Origin of the sequence: Kitasatospora sp. NPDC058170, assembly GCF_042883905.1 — a bacterium.
In the GTDB taxonomy this organism is placed as follows: Bacteria; Actinomycetota; Actinomycetes; order Streptomycetales; family Streptomycetaceae; genus Kitasatospora.
Genome location: NZ_JBHVUV010000011.1, coordinates 64,244 through 84,373 on the forward strand (window position 1 = coordinate 64,244; position 20,130 = coordinate 84,373).

The window sequence follows — 20,130 nt, forward strand, 5'->3', positions numbered from 1 at the left end:
GGCCGGCCGACGGGCCCCCGGGAGCCATGCGCTCCCGGGGGCCCGGGCGTTCCCGGACCCCACTGGTTCGCTGGTCCCAGAGGCCTGGTTCTTTAGTCCCAATTCATACTATTTGGTCAGGTTTTTCCTTGCCATTCGCGGCCCCGGGAGTTTGGCTTGAAGACGACTGCGTGACCTCTCCGCCACCCAACCGGAAGGCTCCCCAGTGTCTGCCCAACCTGTCACCGGCCGTGAGGCGGCGGGAAACCGCCGCTGGTGGGCGTTGGCGGTCATTGCCATCGCTCAGCTGATGATCGTCCTCGACATCACCATCGTGAACATCGCACTCCCCTCGGCCCAGAAGGACCTCGGCATCTCCGACGCCAACCGGCAGTGGGTGATCACCGCCTACACGCTGGCCTTCGGCGGGCTGCTGCTCCTCGGCGGCCGGCTCGGCGACCTCTTCGGCCGCAAGCGCGTCTTCACCATCGGACTCCTCGGCTTCGCCCTCGCCTCCGCGATCGGCGGCGCCGCCTCGGGGTCGGCCATGCTCTTCGCGGCCCGCGCCCTGCAGGGCGCCTTCGGTGCCCTCCTCGCGCCCTCGGCGCTGGGGCTGCTGTCCACCACCTTCACCGACCCCAGGGAACGGAGTACGGCCTTCGGCATCTTCGGTGCGATCGCCGGCGGCGGCGCCGCGATCGGACTGCTCCTGGGCGGTGTGCTGACCGAGTACCTGAACTGGCGCTGGTGCCTGTTCGTCAACACGCCGATCGCCATCGCGACCGCCTTCGGGGCCTACTACGTGCTCACCGCCGACCACATCGCCAAGGGGCGCCGGGTCAAACTCGACCTGCCCGGGGCCGTCCTCGGCTGCGGCGGCCTGCTCGCGATCGTCTTCGGCACCTCCGAGGCCGTCACCCGGGGCTGGGGCGACTGGCTGGTGCTGGGCTCGCTGGCCCTCGGTGTGGCCCTGCTCGTCGTCTTCGTCCTGGTGGAGCGGCGCACCGAACACGCCCTGCTGCCCCTGCACATCGTCGCCGAACGCAACCGCGGCGGTGCCGCGCTCTCGATCGGCCTGGCGATGATCGGCATGTTCGGGATGTTCCTGTTCCTGACCTACTACCTCCAGGTGATCAAACACTTCTCGCCGGTGGTGTCCGGTGTCTCCTTCCTGCCGATGACCGCCGCCATCATCATCAGTTCGACGGGCATCGCGGCCCGGCTGATGACCAGGGTGCCCTCGCGCAACCTGATCGGTCCCGGACTGCTGCTGTCCGCGGCCGCGATGGCCTGGCTGACCCGGATGGAGGTGGACAGCCCGTGGGCCGCCACGGTGCTGCCGGCGGAGCTGCTGCTCGGCTTCGGGATGGGCCTGGTGTTCATGCCGTCGATGAGCCTGGCCACCCTGACCGTCGCCCCGAACGAGACGGGTGCCGCCTCGGCCACCATCAACTCGGCCCAGCAGGTCGGCGGATCCTTCGGTACCGCGCTGCTGAACACCATCGCGGCCAGCGCCACCGCGACCTATCTGGCCACCCGGCTCGCCGCCGACCCCCAGGTCCAGGCGCAGGGGGCGGTGCACGGGTACGTGACGGCCTCCTGGGTCGCGATGGGCGTCCTGCTGGCCGCGGCGCTGATCGCCGTCCTGATGATCAACCACCGCCCGGCGCCCGGCGAGGCGACCGGAGAGGTCGGTGCCGCGGCTCCGGCGAGTGCCCGGGCCGGCGCCGCGGCGGACGTGCAGGCCGCCGTGAAGTCCGGCGGCGGGGCGACCGCGACCGGAAAGCAGAGGGCCTCCTGAAACTTGCCGCAAGGTCTTGCAGTCAACCTCCGGCGCCTGCTTGACTCCTGGCCACCACCAGGAGCAAGGAGGCGCCGCCGTGCCGGAGTCCGACCCGTCCGCACCCGCCCCGGCCCCCGCCCCCGACCTCGACCTGCTGGTCGTCGGCGGGGCCGGGGTCGACACGATCGTCCGCGTCGACCGGCTCGAAGTGCCCGCCGGCGACTCGCAGTACGTCCCGCCGGTGCGGGACTACGTCGCCCACACCGGCAACGGCGTCGCCCTCGGCGCCCACCACCTCGGCCTGCGCACCGCCTTCATCGACCACCTCGGCGACGACCCGCAGGCCGAGCTGGTCCTCGCCGAATACGCCCGCCAGGGCCTGCCGTTCGACCACCTGGTCTCCCCGCACGGCACCCCGCGCGCGGTCAACCTGGTCGACGCCGACGGCCGCCGCTTCTCCTTCTACGACGGCCGCCACCCCGACGGGCTGCGGCTGCCGCGGGCGTTCTACCTCCCGTACGTCGAGCGCAGCCGGCACGTCCACCTCTCCATCACCGGCCCCAACCGGGACATGTACCCGGACATCCACCGGCTCGGCCGCACCAGCTCCACCGACCTGCACGACTGGGACGGCCGCAACCCCCACCACCGGCCGTACGCGCTCCGGTCCGACCTGGTCTTCCTCTCGGTGGCCGGCTGCCGGGGCCGCCACGAGGAGGTGATGCGGGCGATCCTCGCCGAGGGCCGCGCGAGCACCGTGGTCGCCACCGCGGGCGCGGACGGCTGCCACCTGCTCACCCGCGACGGGCTGGTGCGGCACCTCCCGGCCGTCGACCCGGGCCGCCCGGTGGTCGACACCAACGGCGCCGGGGACGCCTTCGTGACCGGCTTCCTGTACGCCTGGTTCCGGGGCCGCCCGCCGCTCGACTGCGCGCGGTCCGGCGCGGTGGCAGGAGCGTTCGCCTGCACCACGGTGGGCACCCACACGGCGTTCATCACACCGGACGGCCTGGCCGCCGGAGCCGCCGACCCCGTGGGCTGAGATTTCTCATCCGCCTCCCAGCCGGGCATCACACCCTTCCCAGCTGCACCCGCCATAGTCGGACCGTCATTTCGCACCGACACCCAGGGCAGGAGCAGACCAGGTATGGGCCAGCACCGTCGCCGCACCTCCCGCCGCCGCCTCCTGGCCCCGACCCTGCTCACCGCCCTGTCGGTCCTCACCGTCGCCACCGTCGTGGCGGGCTCCCACGCCCCGACCCCTCGGGCGGCGGCCGTCGCCGGCCCGGCCGCGGCCTCCCCGTCCCCCTCCGTCGACGCCGCGCCGCCCGCCGACAGCCCGTCCCCGGCCGACTCCCCGGCCGGCTCCGAGTCCCCGACCGATTCAGCCTCGCCCGCCGACAGCCCGCCCCCCGTCTCGGCCTCCGCGGCCTCCGCCACCCCCTCGCCGGTCGCGCTCGGCACCACGGCGGTGGCCCCCGCCACCCCCGAATCCGCCACCGTGGGCGCCCTGTTCACCGGAGCGGTCGCCCCCGGCGGGCACTTCTGCACCGCGAGCGTGCTGCACAGCGCGACCGGCAACCTGCTGCTCACCGCCGCCCACTGCCTCAGCAGCACCGCCGGCGTCACCTTCGCCCCCGGCTACCGTGACGGCACGGCCCCCTACGGCACCTGGCGGGTCACCGCGATCCACACCACCACCGGCTGGTCCCAGGACGGCGACCAGGACGAGGACTTCGCCATCCTGGAGACCGCCTCCAGCGGCGGCCGCCGGATCGAGGACGTGGTCGGCGCCAACCAGCTCGGCACCGACGAGCCCTTCGGCACGACCGTCCGCCTCTACGGCTACCCAGCCGGCTCCGAGGACCCGGTCCTCTGCACCAACACCACCGGCCGCCAGGGCACCTACCAGCGCGTCGTGGACTGTCCCGACTACCCCGGCGGCACCAGCGGCGGCCCCTGGATCAGCACCGCCACCGGCCACGTCGTCGGTGCCATCGGCGGCTACCAGGAGGGCGGCGACAGCCCCGACACCTCCTACAGCGCCTACTTCGACCACACCATCGCCACCCTCTACGGCGAGGCGGTGAAATCGGCCTCCTGAGCGATCGCGGGACACCGGTTCGATCGACGTGTCCACCGCGTGGAAAACTCTCCGTCGACGATCCAACCCACCGGAGAGCCCCCTCGTGACCACCTCCCGCACCACCGCCCTGACGATCGCCGCGACGGCCCTGGCCCTCGCCGCCGTGGCGGGGTGCAACGACGACACCGGTTCGGCCGCCCCGTCGGCCCCGACCTCTGCCGCGGCCTCCGCCCCGGCCGCCACCACCCCGGCCGCCACCGCCCGGACCGCGACGGCCTCGCCGACCGCGGCTGCCACCGCGGCCCCCTCCACCGCGGCCCCCTCCGCCGCGCCCGCCGACGGCGCGTTCGACCCGGAGCAGGCGCTGGCCGGGGCGGACAAGGCGCCGTACGCGGTGTCGGTGTCCATCTCGACCGAGAGCGGCGGCGCGGTGCTGTCGACGATGAAGGGCCGCAGCAACTTCAACAGCGTCTGGACCGGCCGGATCGAGATGCGCACCACCGCCCCCGGCGCGACCGAGCCGATCTTGTGGATCGAGACCCTGACGACGCCCGACGCCAACTACATGCGGGACCTCTCCACGCCCGGCGACGACTGGGTCAAGGTGCCGCGCTCCACCGACAACGCGGTCCTCGACTACAGCGAATTCGCCAAGCTGCTGCTGGCCTCCGGCCCCTCCGCCCGCAAGGGCATGGAGACCCGCAACGGCGTCGCCGCCTACCACTTGGCGGGCCACATCGACGTCGAGCAGCTGAGCACCGTCGACCCGCGGACGTACAAGTCGATGAAGGCGAAGGGCGCCACCGGCTTCGAGTTCGACCAGTGGATCGACCGCAGGGGCCGCACCCTCTACGTCGAGCAGCAGGTCGAGCAGAAGGGCGTCAAGGCGGTCAACAAGGTGACCTTCTCCGACTTCGGCCCGGCCGAGACCTTCGCGGCCCCGATCGCCGGCTGACCGCGAACCGCCCGCCGCCTCCGGGTCGCCGTCCTGCCAGGGCGGCGGCCCCAGCGTGGCGGCCTGACCTGTCCGCAGCATGACGAAGGCCCAGATCCGTGGATGAACTCCACTGATCTGGGCCTCTGTTGCACTTCTTGCGAAGTGCCCCCGGCAGGATTCGAACCTGCGCACCCGCCTCCGGAGGGCGGTGCTCTATCCCCTGAGCTACGGGGGCCTGCTTGGTGCTGTCGTCGCTCTCGCTTCGACGTGGAGAACATTACCAGGCCCGGGCCGTGCTCCGTGCACGGGTTTTGGCGGTGCGTCCCGAGGCGCCCCGGAGCGGGTGGCCGACGGGCGGCCGACGGCGGAGCGGCGGGGGAGCGGCGGGGGAGCGACGGTGGAGTGGCGGGGGAGCGGGAAGGGAGCGCGGGGTGGTGGACGGGGGAGCGGAAGTCGGGAAAGGCCGGACGGGGCGACGGGCGCGCCGATACCCTCGGTGAGGTGTCGGGAGTGTCCGGGCGGGTCCTCGTGGTGGACGACAGCGAGGTGATCCGCCAGCTGATCAGGGTCAACCTGGAGCTCGAGGGCTTCGAGGTGGTGACCGCCGCCGACGGCGCCGAGTGCCTGGAGGTGGTCCGCCGGGTGAAGCCGGACGTGGTGACGCTGGACGTGATGATGCCGCGACTGGACGGTCTGCGGACGGCGGCCCGACTGCGGGCGGCGCCGGGGACGCGCCGGCTGCCGATCGCGATCGTCAGCGCCTGCACGCCGGCGGATCTGGACCTGGGGGAGTCGGTCGGGGTGGACGGCTACCTCGGGAAGCCCTTCGATCCGGCGGACCTGGTGGCGCTGGTGCGGCGACTGATGGTCCGCGGCGGCGGGGCCGACGGGTTTCGCCCTCAGCGAACAGATGGCATCGATCGGGGCTGAGCCGGGCGGGCGGACGTCTCAACCGGCAAACCGAGTGGCGGGCGGGCACCCCCTCTCGCCTACGCTTGGCGTCGTGACCCCCGCAGAGCTTTCCCAGGCAGTCCAGGCCGCAGTGAGCGCCGCCGTCGAGGCGGGCGAGCTGGCCGTCGCCGTGCCCGAGCACGTGACGGTCGAGCGACCCAAGAACAGGGACCACGGCGACTACGCGACGAACGTGGCCCTCCAGCTCGCGAAGTCGGCCGGCCGGCCGCCGCGAGCCGTGGCCGACCTGGTGGCCGCCCGTCTGCGAGAGCTGCCCGGGGTCGCCAAGGTCGACATCGCCGGGCCGGGCTTCCTGAACATCACGCTCGACGCCGCCACCCAGGGTGCGCTGGCGCGCTCCATCGTCGAGGCGGGCGAGGTCTACGGCCGCAACGAGGCCCTCAAGGGCCTGAAGATCAACCTGGAGTTCGTCTCCGCCAACCCGACCGGCCCGATCCACATCGGCGGCGTCCGCTGGGCCGCCGTCGGCGACTCGCTGGCGCGGGTGCTGCGGGCCTCCGGCGCCGACGTCACCACCGAGTACTACCTCAACGACGCCGGCGTGCAGATCTCCAAGTTCGCCGGCTCGCTGAAGGCCGCCGCCAACGGGCAGCCGGTGCCGGCCGACGGCTACGTCGGCGAGTACATCGGCGACATCGCCAAGGCGATCGTGGACGGCGTCCCGGGCGTGCTCGACCTGCCCGAGGACGAGCAGCTGCAGGCCTTCCGCACCGAGGGCCTCAAGCTCATGGTGGCCGAGATCCAGCGCTCCATGGAGGAGTTCGGCACCCACTTCGACGTCTGGTTCTCGGAGAAGTCGCTGCACGACTCCGGCGCCGTCGAGAAGGCCATCGACCGGCTGCGCGAGCAGGGCCACGTCTTCGACCAGGACGGCGCGATCTGGCTGCGCACCACCGACTTCGGTGACGACAAGGACCGCGTCCTGATCAAGGCCGACGGCGAGACCACCTACTTCGCCGCCGACGCCGCGTACTACCTGTCCAAGCGGGACCGCGGCTCCGAGGTCTCGGTCTACATGCTGGGCGCGGACCACCACGGCTACGTCAACCGCCTCAAGGCCATCTCGGCCTGCGCGGGCGACGACATGGACCGCAACATCGAGGTCAAGATCGGCCAGTTCGTGAAGATGCTTCGCGACGGCGAAGAGGTCCGGATGTCCAAGCGGGCCGGCAACATCATCACGATCGACGACGTCGTCGACTGGATCGGCGTGGACGCGGCCCGGTACACCCTGGCGCGCTCCTCCACCGACTCCACCATCACGCTCGACATCAACGTGCTGACCAGCCAGACCAACGAGAACCCGGTCTACTACGTCCAGTACGCGCACACCCGGATGTGCGGCGTGGCCCGCAAGGCCGCCGAGCTCGGCGTCGACAAGGGCTCGGCCGAGGACTTCAAACCCGAGCTGCTCGCCACCCAGTGGGAGAACGACATCCTCGGCGCCCTCGGCGAGTTCCCGCGGATCCTGGCCTCGGCCGGCGAGCTGCGCGAGCCGCACCGGGTCGCGCGCTACCTGGAGGACCTCGCGGGCCGGTACCACCGCCTGTACGAGAACTGCATGTTCCTGCCCAAGGGCGACGAGGAGCTCAACGACACGCACCGCGCCCGGCTCTGGCTGGTCGAGGCCACGCGAACGGTCATGGCCAACGGCCTCACGCTCCTGGGCGTGACGGCGCCCGAGCGGATGTAGCACCACCCCCAAGCGCACAGCGGGGGCGGCGGACGGTCAACGGGGACCGTCGCCGCCCCTCGCCATAGGTCAAGGACGAGAGACACCGATGAGTCGCTCCGCACACCCCGCAGGTCCCCGCCACGGCGACGTGCTGCCCGAGGGCCACTACCAGGCGCCGCCCAGCGACCTGAACGCGCTCGACCCCAAGGTCTGGTCGAGGACCGTCACCCGTGGCGCCGACGGCGTGGTCACCGTCGGCGGCCTGGACGTCAACCGGCTGGCCGCCGAGTTCGGCACCCCGGCCTACGTGATGGACGAGGACGACTTCCGCTCCCGGGCGCGCGCCTGGCGGGACGCCTTCGGCGCGGGCGCGGACGTCTACTACGCGGGCAAGGCCTTCCTCTCCAAGGCGGTCGTGCGCTGGCTGCACGAGGAGGGCCTGAACCTCGACGTGTGCAGCGTCGGCGAGCTGGCGGTGGCACTGGCCGCGGGCATGCCGCCGGAGCGGATCGCGCTGCACGGCAACAACAAGTCCGTGGACGAGCTGGAGCACGCGGTGAAGACCGGCGTCGGCCACATCGTGGTCGACTCCTACGAGGAGATCGAGCGCCTGTCGGCGATCGCGGCCCGGCAGGGCGTGCGCCAGCCGGTGCTGATCCGGATCACCGTGGGCGTCGAGGCGCACACCCACGAGTTCATCGCCACCGCCCACGAGGACCAGAAGTTCGGCCTCTCGCTGAACGGCGGCGCGGCGGCCGAGGCGGTCCGCCGGGTGCTCGCCCAGGACAGCCTGGAGCTGCGCGGCATCCACTCGCACATCGGCTCGCAGATCTTCGACACCGCGGGCTTCGAGGTCGCCGCCCGCCGGGTGGTCGGCCTGCTGGCCGAGATCCGCGACGAGCACGGCGTCGAGCTGCCCGAGATCGACCTCGGCGGCGGCCTCGGCATCGCGTACACCAGCGAGGACGACCCGCGCGAGCCGGCCGAGATCGCGGCCGCGCTGGCCGAGATCGTCCGCCGGGAGTGCGCCGCCGCGAACCTGAGCGCCCCCCGGCTCTCGGTGGAGCCGGGCCGCGCGATCGTCGGCCCGACCGCCTTCACGCTGTACGAGGTGGGCACCATCAAGCCGCTGGAGGGCCTGCGCACCTACGTCAGCGTGGACGGCGGCATGTCCGACAACATCCGTACCGCGCTGTACGACGCCGAGTACTCGGTGGCCCTGGTGTCGCGTCGCAGCGACGCCGAGCCGATGCTGGTACGGGTGGTGGGCAAGCACTGCGAGTCCGGCGACATCGTCGTCCGGGACGCCTTCCTGCCCGCCGACCTGGCCGCGGGCGACCTGATCGCGGTACCCGCCACCGGCGCGTACTGCCGCTCGATGGCCAGCAACTACAACCACGCCCTGAAGCCCCCCGTGCTGGCCGTCAACGACGGTGCGGCCCGGGTGATCGTCCGGCGCGAGACGGAGGAGGATCTCCTGCGTCTCGATATCGGATGACGAAATTCTTGTCTCAGATCATGGAACGACCGTAGATCCGTACGGAAAGTCCCGGAGACTGGTACAGACCGAAGTTCCGGCGGACCCCCGAAATCCCGCCGGAAATACCGAAGCACGATGAATGCAGAGCGGAGTCGGATGATGCGTACGCGGCCGCTGAAGGTGGCGTTGCTGGGCTGTGGTGTGGTGGGCTCCGAGGTGGCGCGCATCATGACGACGGACGCCGCCGACCTCGCCGCGCGCATCGGCGCGCCGGTCGAGCTCGCCGGCATCGCGGTCCGGCGGGCCGGACGGGTCCGTCCGGGCGTGCCCGAGCACCTGGTCACCACCGATGCCGAGGCCCTGGTCAACCGGGGCGACATCGACGTGGTGGTCGAGGTGGTGGGCGGCATCGAGCCGTCCAAACACCTCATCCTGTCGGCGTTCAAGCAGGGCGCCTCGGTGGTCAGCGCCAACAAGGCGCTGCTCGCCAAGGACGGCACCGAGCTGCACGCCGCGGCCGCCGAGGCCGGGGTGGACCTGTACTACGAGGCCGCGGTGGCCGGGGCGATCCCGCTGATCCGCCCGCTGCGCGAGTCCCTCGCGGGCGACAAGGTCAACCGGGTGCTCGGGATCGTCAACGGCACCACCAACTTCATCCTCGACAAGATGGACAGCACCGGGGCCGGCTACTCGGAGGCGCTGGAGGAGGCCACCGCGCTGGGCTACGCCGAGGCGGACCCGACGGCCGACGTGGAGGGCTTCGACGCCGCCGCCAAGGCCGCCATCCTGGCCGGTATCGCCTTCCACACCAAGGTCACCGCGGCGGACGTCTACCGCGAGGGCCTGACCGAGGTGACCGCCGCCGACATCGCCTCCGCCAAGCAGATGGGCTGCGTGGTCAAGCTGCTGGCGATCTGCGAGCGGGCCGCGGACGGCGGGTCCGTCACCGCGCGCGTCCACCCGGCGATGATCCCGCTCTCGCACCCGCTGGCCTCCGTCCGCGAGGCGTACAACGCGGTGTTCGTCGAGGCCGAGGCGGCCGGCCGGCTGATGTTCTACGGCCCGGGCGCGGGCGGCGCGCCGACCGCCTCGGCGGTCCTCGGCGACCTGGTCGCGGTCTGCCGCAACAAGCTCGCCGGCTCCACCGGCCCCGGTGACTCGGTGTACACCCGGCTGCCGGCCAAGCCGATGGACGAGGTGGTCACCCGCTACCACGTCAGTCTGGACGTGGACGACCGCGCGGGCGTGCTCGCCCAGGTGGCGTCCGTCTTCGCCGAGCACGGCGTCTCCATCGACACCGTGCGCCAGCAGGGCCGCGACGGCGACGCCTCGCTCGTCGTGGTCACCCACCGTGCGACCGACGCCGCCCTGTCGGCGACGGTCGACAAGCTCCGCGCACTGGACAGCGTGCGCGACGTGGCCAGCATCATGCGGGTCGAAGGGGAGTAGGAACAGCCATGAACGCCGTGATCGACAGAGGCGCCCACACCCACCAGTGGCGCGGCCTGATCGAGGAGTACCGCCACCGCCTGCCGGTCGGCGACAGCACCCCGGTGGTCACCCTGCTGGAGGGCGGCACGCCGCTCGTCCCCGCCCAGGTGCTCTCCGAGCGCACCGGCTGCGACGTCTACCTCAAGGTCGAGGGCGCCAACCCGACCGGGTCCTTCAAGGACCGCGGTATGACGATGGCCATCTCCAAGGCGAAGGAGGACGGCGCCCAGGCCGTCATCTGCGCCTCCACCGGCAACACCTCGGCCTCCGCCGCCGCCTACGCGGTGCGCGCCGGCATGGTCTCGGCGGTGCTGGTCCCGCAGGGCAAGATCGCGCTCGGCAAGATGGGCCAGGCGCTGGTGCACGGCGCGAAGATCCTTCAGGTGGACGGGAACTTCGACGACTGCCTCACCCTTGCGCGTGAACTGTCCGAGAAGTACCCGGTGGCGCTGGTCAACTCGGTGAACCCGGTCCGGATCGAGGGCCAGAAGACCGCCGCCTTCGAGATCGTCGACATGCTCGGCGACGCGCCGGACATCCACGTCCTGCCGGTCGGCAACGCGGGGAACATCACCGCGTACTGGAAGGGCTACCGCGAGTACGCCACCGACGGCCTGGCCGCCCGCACCCCGCGGATGTGGGGCTTCCAGGCCTCCGGCTCGGCCCCGATCGTGGACGGCGCGCCGGTGCTCAAGCCGCAGACCATCGCCACCGCGATCCGGATCGGCAACCCGGCCTCCTGGGACTTCGCGCTCGCCGCGCGGGACGAGTCGGGCGGCCTCATCGACAAGGTGACCGACCGTCAGATCCTGTCCGCCTACCGGCTGTTGGCCGCGCAGGAGGGCGTCTTCGTGGAGCCCGCCTCGGCCGCCTCGGTGGCCGGTCTGCTGGCCAAGGCGGAGGCCGGCCTGGTCGACCCCGGCCAGCGGATCGTCTGCACGGTGACCGGCAACGGCCTCAAGGACCCGGACTGGGCGGTGGCCGGTGCGCCGCAGCCGCAGATCGTCCCGATCGACGCGGAGGCCGCCGCACTGCGCCTCGGCCTGCTGGACTGACCGGATCCCGCCACTCCCGAGCCGAATCCCAGCCCCGGGCCGACCCTTTCGGGGGTCGGCCCGCCGCCGTCTTCGGCTGACACTTTTGTGTCAATTCCGCGGCGTATTCCGCCCCCCTTCCGGCACGCATTCCGGCCAGAAGCGGCAACACACCAGATCGAAGGCCCACGGGGTGTACCACTGGGGAACCTCTCTTCGATACTCTGGGTCCGGCCGTGTGGCACATGCCCCGGGCCCGACCCGCTACCCGGGCCGCGCCGACGACTGTGACCGTCCGCCTCCGACGGGGCCCGCGGCCCCTCCCCACCCTCGCACCGACGCGCTTCGCGCCGTCCGATTTCCCCAGGAGAGTCCACCGCATGGCCGGTCCTGCGTTCCGTGCCGCCGCCGTCCGGGTCCGGGTCCCCGCGACCAGCGCCAACCTCGGCCCCGGCTTCGACGCCTTCGGACTCGCGCTGGGTCTGTACGACGACGTGGTCGTCCGCGTCGCCGACTCCGGGCTCTCCGTCGACATCGCCGGTGAGGGCGCCGACACGCTGGCCCGCGACGAGCGCCACCTGGTGGTCCGCTCGATGCGCGCCGCCTTCGACCGCCTCGGCGGCCAGCCGCGCGGGCTGGAGGTCGTCTGCGCCAACCGGATACCGCACGGCCGCGGCCTCGGCTCCTCCTCGGCCGCCATCTGCGCCGGCATCGTGGCCGCCCGCGCCGTCACCATCGGCGGCCCGTCCGCGCTGGACGACGACGCGCTGCTGGCCCTCGCCTCCGAGCTGGAGGGCCACCCGGACAACGTCGCCGCCTGTCTGCGCGGCAACTTCACGGTGGCGTGGACGGACGAGGAGTCGGCCAAGGCCGTCACCCTGGAGCCGTCCGGCCGGGTCGTCCCGGTGGTCTTCGTCCCGGCCACCGAGGTGCTCACCGAGACCGCCCGCGGCCTGCTGCCCAAGACCGTCCCGCTGGCCGACGCGGCCGTCAACGCGGGCCGGGCCGCGCTGCTGGTCGAGGCCCTGACCAGGCGCCCCGAGCTGCTGCTCGCCGCCACCGAGGACCGGCTGCACCAGGACTACCGGGCCTCGGCGATGCCGGACAGCGCCGCGCTGGTGGGGGCGCTGCGGGCCGAGGGCTACGCCGCGGTGATCTCGGGCGCCGGCCCGACCGTCCTCGCGCTGACCGACGAGGCGGGGGCCGACAAGCTCGTCCACTTCGCGGGCGAGGCGTTCGCCGCGCACCGGCTGGAACTCGACCGGACCGGGGCCTCGGTACTCCCGCTCGACGTCTGAACACCCCGTCCGGGAGACCGGCTCCGGCATGCCCGGAGCCGGGTACTCCGGACACGATTGGCAAGCGCAAGGCTGGGGAATGTCTGAGGGGGTCGGTAGTGTTAACCTCATTGCTGCACCAGGTGCCCTCCGGGGCTCGGTGCGCCGCGTCCCGATCCCAGCACTCCGCGTCAGCGGAGTCGCGGCGATGCACGGGGCGACGATTCTCCGGGAGCCCACCGCAGCGCGTACGCAGCCTGCCTGCGCGACATGCGGCCGCATCCCGAAGCCGTGACGGCACCTGACCCCCACCCCGCAGCCTCCCACTTCGAGGCCGTGCCGGGCGGAGCACGGGCCACCGTCACGCGACGGGGCCCGGGATTCGCAGGCAGCGTGGGGGTACCACCCGGCCGGAGGCCGGGGGAGGGTCGGTACGCGACCATCCCACCGCGCCCACCGCGCCAACCCAGCACCACCGTGCTTCACGCACCGCACCTCGCAGCCCCTCCCCCGACTGGCTACCGCCATCCGGGGGATCACCGCCTCGGACCGACGCAGTCGAGCGTTGGTCAGGACAGCACAACCGGTCGCCGTGCCAGACAGGCCGACGTCCGCTCCAGGGAAGGACCCTTAGTGAGCGACACCACCGATCTGATGGGCGCGCGCCCGGACGCCGAGGCGTCGGACGCAGCCGCCGCCCCCGCGGCCCCGGCCCGGCGCCGTCGCACCGCCGCCGCGGGCCTGGACGGCCTCGTCCTGGCCGAGCTGCAGAAGCTCGCCTCGACGCTCGGGATCAGCGGCACGGGACGCCTGCGCAAGAGCCAGCTGATCGAGGCCATCAAGGAGAAGAGCGGCGGGGACCCGCTGCTCGCCGCCGCCGGCGGCACCGCTGCCGCCGCGCCCGCCACCAAGCGTGCCGCGGCCAAGGCCGACACCGCCGAGCCGGCCGAGAAGCCGGCCCGCCGGACCAAGGCCGCGCAGGCCGAGGCCCCGGCCGCCGAGGCGCAGGCCCAGATCGAGATCCCGGTCCAGGCCGCCGCCGAGACCGCCGCCGCCGCGCCGGCCCGCACCGAGCGCACCCGTCGCCGGGCCACCTCGGCCGCCGGTGCTCCGACCGCCGACGCCGTCGCCGAGGCGCCCGCCGCGGTGGTCACCGAGGCCAAGCAGGCCGAGGCCCGCCCGGCCGAGACCCGCGGCTTCGAGGGCCGCGAGGAGGGTCGCACCGAGACCCGCCGCGACCGCCGCGACCGCCGTGACCGCCGCGAGGGCGGCGAGCGCGAGGGCCGCCAGGAGGGCGGCGAGGCCCAGGCCGCGCAGGACGCCGACTCCCGCGAGTCGCGTCGCGACCGGCGCAACCGCCGGGACCGCGCGGACCGCCCCGAGCGCCAGGGCCAGCAGGGCCAGCAGCAGGGCGGCCAGAGCGAGGGCCAGCAGGGCCGCCAGAGCCAGCAGCCCGCCCAGCCGCAGGTGCAGCAGGGCGGCTACGACGACGACGAGTTCGGCGACGGGCGCCGTGGCCGCCGTGGCCGCTACCGCGACCGCCGTGGCCGCGGCCGCCGCGAGGGCTTCGAGGTCGGCCCCGCCGAGCCGCAGGTCGGCGACGACGACGTGCTGATCCCGGTCGCGGGCATCCTCGACATCCTCGACAACTACGCGTTCGTGCGCACCTCCGGCTACCTGCCGGGCCACAACGACGTCTACGTCTCGCTCGCCCAGGTCCGCAAGAACGGCCTGCGCAAGGGTGACGCCATCACCGGTGCGGTGCGCCAGCCCAAGGACGGCGAGCGCCGCGAGAAGTTCAACGCCATGGTGCGCCTGGACTCCGTCAACGGCATGGACCCGGAGAGCGGCCGCGGCCGCCCCGAGTTCAACAAGCTGACCCCGCTGTACCCGCAGGAGCGGCTGCGCCTGGAGACCGACCCGGGCGTGCTGACCACCCGGATCATCGACCTGGTGTCGCCGATCGGCAAGGGCCAGCGCGGTCTGATCGTCGCGCCGCCGAAGACCGGTAAGACCATGGTGCTGCAGGCGGTCGCCAACGCGATCACCCACAACAACCCCGAGTGCCACCTGATGGTCGTCCTGGTCGACGAGCGTCCCGAGGAGGTCACCGACATGCAGCGGTCGGTGAAGGGCGAGGTCATCTCCTCGACCTTCGACCGCCCGGCCGAGGACCACACCACCGTCGCGGAGCTGGCCATCGAGCGCGCCAAGCGCCTGGTGGAGCTGGGCCACGACGTGGTGATCCTGCTGGACTCGATCACCCGCCTGGGCCGCGCCTACAACCTGGCGGCGCCGGCCTCCGGCCGCATCCTGTCCGGTGGTGTCGACTCGACCGCGCTGTACCCGCCGAAGAAGTTCTTCGGTGCCGCGCGCAACATCGAGAACGGCGGCTCGCTGACGATCCTGGCCACCGCGCTGGTCGAGACCGGCTCGCGGATGGACGAGGTCATCTTCGAGGAGTTCAAGGGCACCGGCAACATGGAGCTCAAGCTCGACCGGAAGCTCTCGGACAAGCGCATCTTCCCGGCCGTCGACGTCGACGCCTCCAGCACCCGCAAGGAGGAGATCCTGCTGGGCAGCGAGGAGTTGGCCATCGTCTGGAAGCTCCGCCGGGTGCTGCACGCGCTCGACTCGCAGCAGGCGATCGAGCTGCTGCTGGACAAGATGAAGCAGACCAAGTCGAACGCCGAGTTCCTGATGCAGATCGCCAAGACGACCCCCGGGTCCGGCGACTGACAGTAGGTGACCGGCAGACACGCACAGAACCCTGGATCGCGCGAGCGGTCCAGGGTTCCGTGTTTGTTCCAGAGTTGGGACAACTTGGGCCCTTTTGATCATGTTGTCCGATTTACTCTGGATCGTATGGCCGAGCACAAGAGGGTAACGAGTCGCCGCCGCAGGCTCCTGCGGACGGCCGCGTGCGCGTTCGCCGCACTGGTCGTCCTCGGTGCCGGTGCCGCCGGCTACGCGTACTTCAAGCTCAACGGCAACATCAAGAGCGTCGACATCGACGCCCGGCTGGGCACCGCCCGGCCGCCGGCCGCCACCGACGGATCGTTCAACCTGCTGGTGCTCGGCTCGGATTCGCGGGCCGGCGGCAACGGCGCCCTGGCCGGCGGGGACACCGGCGACACCGCCCGCTCGGACACCGCGATGGTGGTGCACGTCAACCAGGACCACTCGCGCGCCGAGATCGTCTCGATCCCCCGCGACACCCTGGTCGCCCGGCCCGACTGCACCGACGCGGGCGGCAGGGCGGCGGCCGGCGCCAGGCGCGCGATGTTCAACAGCGCCTACGAGACCGGCGGCGCCGCCTGCGCGGTCAAGACCACCGAGCAGCTGACCGGGCTGCGGATGGACCACTACGTCGAGATCGACTTCGCCGGATTCGCCCGGGTCGTGGACGCGATAGGCGGGGCCACCGTGACCACGACGGTGGCCATCCACGACAAGGACAGCGGACTGGACCTGTCGGCCGGCGAGCACCACCTGGGCGGCGAGCAGGCGCTGGCCTTCGTCCGCACCCGGCACGGCGTCGGCGACGGCAGCGACCTCGGCCGGATCGAGCTCCAGAAGCAGATGGTGAAGTCGCTGCTCGGGCAGGCCGGCGGGATCGGGCTGTTCTCCAACCCGGTCAAGCTCTGGTCGGTCGGCGACACGCTCACCCGCAGCATCACCACCGACTCGGCGCTGGCCTCGGTGAACTCCCTGGTGGGCCTGGCCGAGGAACTGAAGGGGATCGGGCCGGACCAGCTCACCATGGTCACCCTGCCGGTCGTGACGGCCCCCGGCGACGCCAACCGCGTGGTCGAGCAGCAGCCGCAGGCCGGACAGCTCTGGGCGGCCCTGAAGGCCGACCAGCCGCTCCCGCAGGCCATCCTGGGCGACCAGCCCGTCAACCCCGCCCAGGCGACCCCCACGGCCCCGGCGAAGGCCCCCACGGCCCCCGCGAAGGCGGCCACGCCCCCGGCCAAGGCCCCCACGGGCACCGCGGGTACCGCCAAGCCGTCGGCGAAGGCCACCGCGGACCGCTGACCGGGGCCCGGAATATCCCGGGAGCCGACCCGGTTTGGGAAGAAGCGGCCGGTCCTGGCAGACTGGTACGTCGGTCCCGGTTCACGTGCGGCATTCCAGCCGCCGACCCGGTGCCCTCCCGAACCTAGGAGATCCCCTTGAAGCCCAACGCTCACCCCGAGTACGTGGTCACCCATGTGACCTGCACCTGCGGCGCCGAGTTCACCACCCGCTCGACCGAGACCAGTGGCGTGATCCGCGCCGAGGTCTGCTCGCAGTGCCACCCGTTCTACACCGGCAAGCAGAAGATCCTCGACACCGGTGGCCGCGTGGCCCGCTTCGAGGCCCGCTTCGGCAAGCAGCACAGCGCGAAGGCCTAGCGCTCCCTCGGCGCCGGTTTCCGGTGCCCCCGTACTCGTTCCGGGGGCGCTGGGGACCGGCGCCGTTCGCGTCCCACGGCGTTCGTGCGCCGCGGCGGCCGCGTCCCCGGCGCTGCGTGCGCCACCCACTCCACCGGTTCTCACGGGAAGAAGGCCCACTCCATGTTCGAGGCAGTCGAAGAGCTCCTCGTCGAGCACGCCGACCTCGAAACGAGGCTGGCCGACCCGTCGGTCCATTCGGATCAGGCGAACGCCCGCAAGCTGGCCAAGCGCTACGCCGAGCTGACCCCGATCACGCGCGTGTACCGCGCCTGGCGGCAGGCCGGCGAGGACATCGAGGCCGCTCGTGAACTCGCCGCCGAGGAGCCGGAGTTCCTCGCCGAGGTGAAGGACTCCGAGGCCCGCCGCGAGGAGCTGACCGAGGAGCTGCGGCTGCTGCTCGTCCCGCGGGACCCGAACGACGAGAAGGACGTCATCCTGGAGGTCAAGGCGGGTGAGGGCGGCGAGGAGTCCGCGCTGTTCGCCGGCGACCTGCTGCGGATGTACCTGCGCTTCGCCGAGCGGGTCGGCTGGAAGACCGAGATCATCGACGCCAACGAGTCCGACCTCGGCGGCTACAAGGACGTCTCGGTGGCCGTGAAGACCAGGGGCAGCACCGAGCCCGGCCAGGGCGTCTGGGCCAAGCTGAAGTACGAGGGCGGCGTGCACCGCGTGCAGCGCGTCCCCGCCACCGAGTCCCAGGGCCGCATCCACACCTCCGCGGCGGGCGTGCTGGTCACCCCCGAGGCGGAGGAGGTCGAGGTCGAGATCGTCGCCAACGACCTGCGGATCGACGTGTACCGCTCGTCCGGCCCCGGCGGCCAGTCCGTCAACACCACCGACTCGGCGGTCCGGATCACCCACCTGCCGACCGGTATCGTGGCCTCCTGCCAGAACGAGAAGAGCCAGCTGCAGAACAAGGAGCAGGCGATGCGCATCCTGCGTTCGCGGCTGCTGGCCGCCGCGCAGGAGGAGGCCGAGCGGGAGGCCTCCGACGCGCGCCGCAGCCAGGTCCGCACGGTGGACCGCTCCGAGCGGATCCGGACGTACAACTACCCCGAGAACCGCATCTCGGACCACCGCACGGGCTTCAAGTCGTACAACCTGGACCAGGTCCTGGACGGCGAACTGAACGCGGTGATCCAGTCCTGCGTCGACGCGGACGCGGCGGCCAAGCTCGCCGCGGCCCAACAGAACTGAGACCGGCGTCCAGGCCGGAGCGCAGAAACAAGAGGTCGTACGGATGAACCTGCTGCTCGCCGAGGTGGCCCAGGCCACCCAGCGGTTGGCCGCGGCCGGCGTGCCGTCGCCGCGCTTCGACGCGGAGGAGCTCGCCGCCCACGTCCACAACGTGAAGCGCAGCCAGCTGCACACCGTCAAGGACGGCGACTTCGACGCCCGCTACTGGGAGGCCGTCTCCCGGCGGGAGGCGCGCGAACCGCTGCAGCACATCACCGGCCGGGCGTTCTTCCGCTATCTGGAGCTGGAGGTCGGCCCCGGGGTCTTCGTGCCCCGACCGGAGACCGAGACGGTCGTCGAGTGGGCCATAGACGCCGTCCGGGACATGGACGTCGCCGAGCCGCTGGTGGTCGACCTCTGCTCCGGCTCCGGCGCCATCGCGCTCGCCCTCGCCCAGGAGCTGCCGCGCTCCACCGTGCACGCCTTCGAGCTGGACGAGGGTGCGCTCCACTACACCCGGCGCAACATCGAGGCGAGCTCCGACCGGGCCCGGGTCACCCTGCACGCGGGCGACGCCACCCGGGCCTTCGAGGACGACCGCTCCTGGGACGGCCGCTTCGACCTGGTGATCTCCAACCCGCCGTACATCCCGCTCACCGAGTGGGAGTACGTCGCCCCCGAGGCCCGCGACCACGACCCGCAGATGTCGCTGTTCTCCGGCGAGGACGGCCTGGACACCATCCGGGGCATCGAGCGGGTCGCGGCCAGGCTGCTGCGCCCCGGCGGGGCCGTGGTGATCGAGCACGCCGACACCCAGGGCGGCCAGGTCCCGTGGATCTTCAACGAGGAGGGCGGCTGGACGGACGCGGCCGACCACCGCGACCTCAACAACCGCCCGCGCTTCACGACGGCCCGAAGGGCGTCGTTGTGATCATCGAGCAGGGCACGGCGGCCCGAAGGGCGTCGTCGTGACCACCAGACGGAGCACGGCGACCCGAACGGCGTCGTCGTGACCGGCAAGCAGAGCAGCACGGCCGCCCGAAAGGCCGCGCTGTGAACGACCAGCGCCGTGGCCCGCACGGCCGCGCTGTCATGAGCCATCTCGGAAGGGGACCGCACCGATGAGCCGCCGCTACGACTGTGCCGACGCCGGGGACCGCGCCACCGGTCTGCGCGAGGCCGCCTCGGCCATCCGCCGCGGCGAACTCGTCGTGCTGCCCACCGACACCCTCTACGGGGTCGGCGCCGACGCCTTCTCCCCGGAGGCCGTCGCCGCGCTGCTGGAGGCCAAGGGCCGCGGCCGCAACATGCCCTCGCCGGTTTTGGTCGGCTCGCCGACCACCCTGCACGGCCTGGTCACCGACTTCTCCGAGCAGGCCTGGGAGCTGGTCGACGCCTTCTGGCCCGGCGGTCTCACCCTGGTCGCCAGGCACCAGCCCTCGCTGCGCTGGGACCTCGGCGACACCCGGGGCACCGTCGCCGTCCGGATGCCGCTGCACCCGGTCGCGATCGAGCTGCTGAACACCACCGGCCCGCTCGCCGTCTCCAGCGCCAACCGGACCGGCGGCCCCTCCCCGGCCACCTGCGACGAGGCCCAGCAGCAGCTCGGCGACGCCATCTCCGTCTACCTGGACGGCGGCACGGCCGACCACGCCACCGCCTCCTCCATCGTCGACGTCACGGGCAAGGTCCCGGTCCTGCTGCGGGCCGGCGCGATCAGCGCCGAGCAGCTGAGGGAGGTCGTTCCCGACCTGGAGGCCGGCAGTTGACGGCCGCCTCCCTCCATGCCGGGCCCGGCATA

General features: G+C 72.4%; 16 protein-coding genes and 1 tRNA gene. 16 read left to right on the forward strand and 1 reads right to left on the reverse strand.

What is annotated here, in order from left to right; translation table 11 throughout:
* Window positions 1–289 precede the first annotated feature (289 nt).
* From ACFVVX_RS14355 to ACFVVX_RS14370, 4 genes are all read left to right on the forward strand, one after another.
* Window positions 290–1,780, forward strand: a complete 1,491-nt coding sequence (locus ACFVVX_RS14355) for an MFS transporter (protein WP_387945390.1) — start codon at window positions 290–292, stop codon at window positions 1,778–1,780.
* Between the two features lie 79 nt (window positions 1,781–1,859).
* Complete coding sequence (locus tag ACFVVX_RS14360; RefSeq protein ID WP_387945148.1) at window positions 1,860–2,804, forward strand: carbohydrate kinase family protein; 945 nt, start codon at window positions 1,860–1,862, stop codon at window positions 2,802–2,804.
* 105 nt (window positions 2,805–2,909) lie between these two features.
* Entirely contained in the window at window positions 2,910–3,866 is a 957-nt protein-coding gene (locus ACFVVX_RS14365; protein WP_387945150.1) for a trypsin-like serine peptidase, read from the forward strand.
* Between the two features lie 85 nt (window positions 3,867–3,951).
* Window positions 3,952–4,803: a hypothetical protein gene (locus tag ACFVVX_RS14370; RefSeq protein ID WP_387945152.1), complete on the forward strand. Its 852-nt coding sequence runs from the start codon at window positions 3,952–3,954 to the stop codon at window positions 4,801–4,803.
* Window positions 4,804–4,948: 145 nt separating this feature from the next.
* Here the strand turns inward: ACFVVX_RS14370 and ACFVVX_RS14375 are convergent.
* Window positions 4,949–5,020 (reverse strand) — tRNA-Arg (locus ACFVVX_RS14375).
* A gap of 266 nt (window positions 5,021–5,286) precedes the next feature.
* Between ACFVVX_RS14375 and ACFVVX_RS14380 the strand changes: the two genes are divergently transcribed.
* The 12 genes from ACFVVX_RS14380 (at window position 5,287) to ACFVVX_RS14435 (ending at window position 20,098) form a co-directional block, all read left to right on the forward strand.
* Window positions 5,287–5,715 carry a response regulator gene (locus ACFVVX_RS14380; protein ID WP_387945154.1) on the forward strand — a complete coding sequence of 143 codons (429 nt, stop codon included), beginning with the start codon at window positions 5,287–5,289 and terminating at the stop codon, window positions 5,713–5,715.
* Between the two features lie 73 nt (window positions 5,716–5,788).
* Window positions 5,789–7,450 (forward strand): arginine--tRNA ligase, encoded by a 1,662-nt coding sequence (gene argS, locus ACFVVX_RS14385; RefSeq protein WP_387945156.1) that lies wholly within the window; start codon window positions 5,789–5,791, stop codon window positions 7,448–7,450.
* Window positions 7,451–7,538: 88 nt separating this feature from the next.
* On the forward strand, window positions 7,539–8,930 hold the full coding sequence (gene lysA, locus ACFVVX_RS14390) for a diaminopimelate decarboxylase (RefSeq protein ID WP_387945158.1): 1,392 nt from the start codon (window positions 7,539–7,541) through the stop codon (window positions 8,928–8,930).
* A gap of 138 nt (window positions 8,931–9,068) precedes the next feature.
* Window positions 9,069–10,361, forward strand: a complete 1,293-nt coding sequence (locus ACFVVX_RS14395; protein WP_387945160.1) for a homoserine dehydrogenase — start codon at window positions 9,069–9,071, stop codon at window positions 10,359–10,361.
* A gap of 8 nt (window positions 10,362–10,369) precedes the next feature.
* Entirely contained in the window at window positions 10,370–11,458 is a 1,089-nt protein-coding gene (gene thrC, locus ACFVVX_RS14400; protein ID WP_387945162.1) for a threonine synthase, read from the forward strand.
* A gap of 359 nt (window positions 11,459–11,817) precedes the next feature.
* Window positions 11,818–12,735 (forward strand): homoserine kinase, encoded by a 918-nt coding sequence (gene thrB / locus ACFVVX_RS14405; RefSeq protein WP_387945164.1) that lies wholly within the window; start codon window positions 11,818–11,820, stop codon window positions 12,733–12,735.
* Between the two features lie 612 nt (window positions 12,736–13,347).
* A complete protein-coding gene (rho, locus tag ACFVVX_RS14410; RefSeq protein ID WP_387945166.1) occupies window positions 13,348–15,453 on the forward strand; it encodes a transcription termination factor Rho in 2,106 nt (701 codons plus the stop codon).
* 126 nt (window positions 15,454–15,579) lie between these two features.
* Window positions 15,580–16,752, forward strand: coding sequence for an LCP family protein (locus ACFVVX_RS14415; RefSeq protein ID WP_387945168.1), 1,173 nt, complete (start codon window positions 15,580–15,582; stop codon window positions 16,750–16,752).
* Between the two features lie 137 nt (window positions 16,753–16,889).
* Complete coding sequence (gene rpmE / locus ACFVVX_RS14420; RefSeq protein WP_093860516.1) at window positions 16,890–17,111, forward strand: 50S ribosomal protein L31; 222 nt, start codon at window positions 16,890–16,892, stop codon at window positions 17,109–17,111.
* A 162-nt stretch (window positions 17,112–17,273) separates the two neighbouring features.
* Window positions 17,274–18,350: a peptide chain release factor 1 gene (gene prfA, locus ACFVVX_RS14425; RefSeq protein WP_387945170.1), complete on the forward strand. Its 1,077-nt coding sequence runs from the start codon at window positions 17,274–17,276 to the stop codon at window positions 18,348–18,350.
* Window positions 18,351–18,393: 43 nt separating this feature from the next.
* Window positions 18,394–19,260: a peptide chain release factor N(5)-glutamine methyltransferase gene (gene prmC, locus ACFVVX_RS14430; protein WP_387945172.1), complete on the forward strand. Its 867-nt coding sequence runs from the start codon at window positions 18,394–18,396 to the stop codon at window positions 19,258–19,260.
* 190 nt (window positions 19,261–19,450) lie between these two features.
* Window positions 19,451–20,098, forward strand: a complete 648-nt coding sequence (locus ACFVVX_RS14435; protein WP_387945174.1) for an L-threonylcarbamoyladenylate synthase — start codon at window positions 19,451–19,453, stop codon at window positions 20,096–20,098.
* The last annotated feature ends 32 nt before the right edge of the window (window positions 20,099–20,130 follow it).

What these genes read in the sequence shown, in the direction of transcription:
- ACFVVX_RS14395 (WP_387945160.1), top strand. Translation starts at nt 9,069, where the DNA reads ATGATGCGTACGCGGCCGCTGAAGGTGGCGTTGCTGGGCTGTGGTGTG.
- ACFVVX_RS14415 (WP_387945168.1), top strand. Translation starts at nt 15,580, where the DNA reads ATGGCCGAGCACAAGAGGGTAACGAGTCGCCGCCGCAGGCTCCTGCGG.
- lysA (WP_387945158.1), top strand. Translation starts at nt 7,539, where the DNA reads ATGAGTCGCTCCGCACACCCCGCAGGTCCCCGCCACGGCGACGTGCTG.
- ACFVVX_RS14365 (WP_387945150.1), top strand. Translation starts at nt 2,910, where the DNA reads ATGGGCCAGCACCGTCGCCGCACCTCCCGCCGCCGCCTCCTGGCCCCG.
- prmC (WP_387945172.1), top strand. Translation starts at nt 18,394, where the DNA reads ATGAACCTGCTGCTCGCCGAGGTGGCCCAGGCCACCCAGCGGTTGGCC.
- ACFVVX_RS14435 (WP_387945174.1), top strand. Translation starts at nt 19,451, where the DNA reads ATGAGCCGCCGCTACGACTGTGCCGACGCCGGGGACCGCGCCACCGGT.
- thrC (WP_387945162.1), top strand. Translation starts at nt 10,370, where the DNA reads ATGAACGCCGTGATCGACAGAGGCGCCCACACCCACCAGTGGCGCGGC.
- ACFVVX_RS14355 (WP_387945390.1), top strand. Translation starts at nt 290, where the DNA reads ATGATCGTCCTCGACATCACCATCGTGAACATCGCACTCCCCTCGGCC.
- prfA (WP_387945170.1), top strand. Translation starts at nt 17,274, where the DNA reads ATGTTCGAGGCAGTCGAAGAGCTCCTCGTCGAGCACGCCGACCTCGAA.
- thrB (WP_387945164.1), top strand. Translation starts at nt 11,818, where the DNA reads ATGGCCGGTCCTGCGTTCCGTGCCGCCGCCGTCCGGGTCCGGGTCCCC.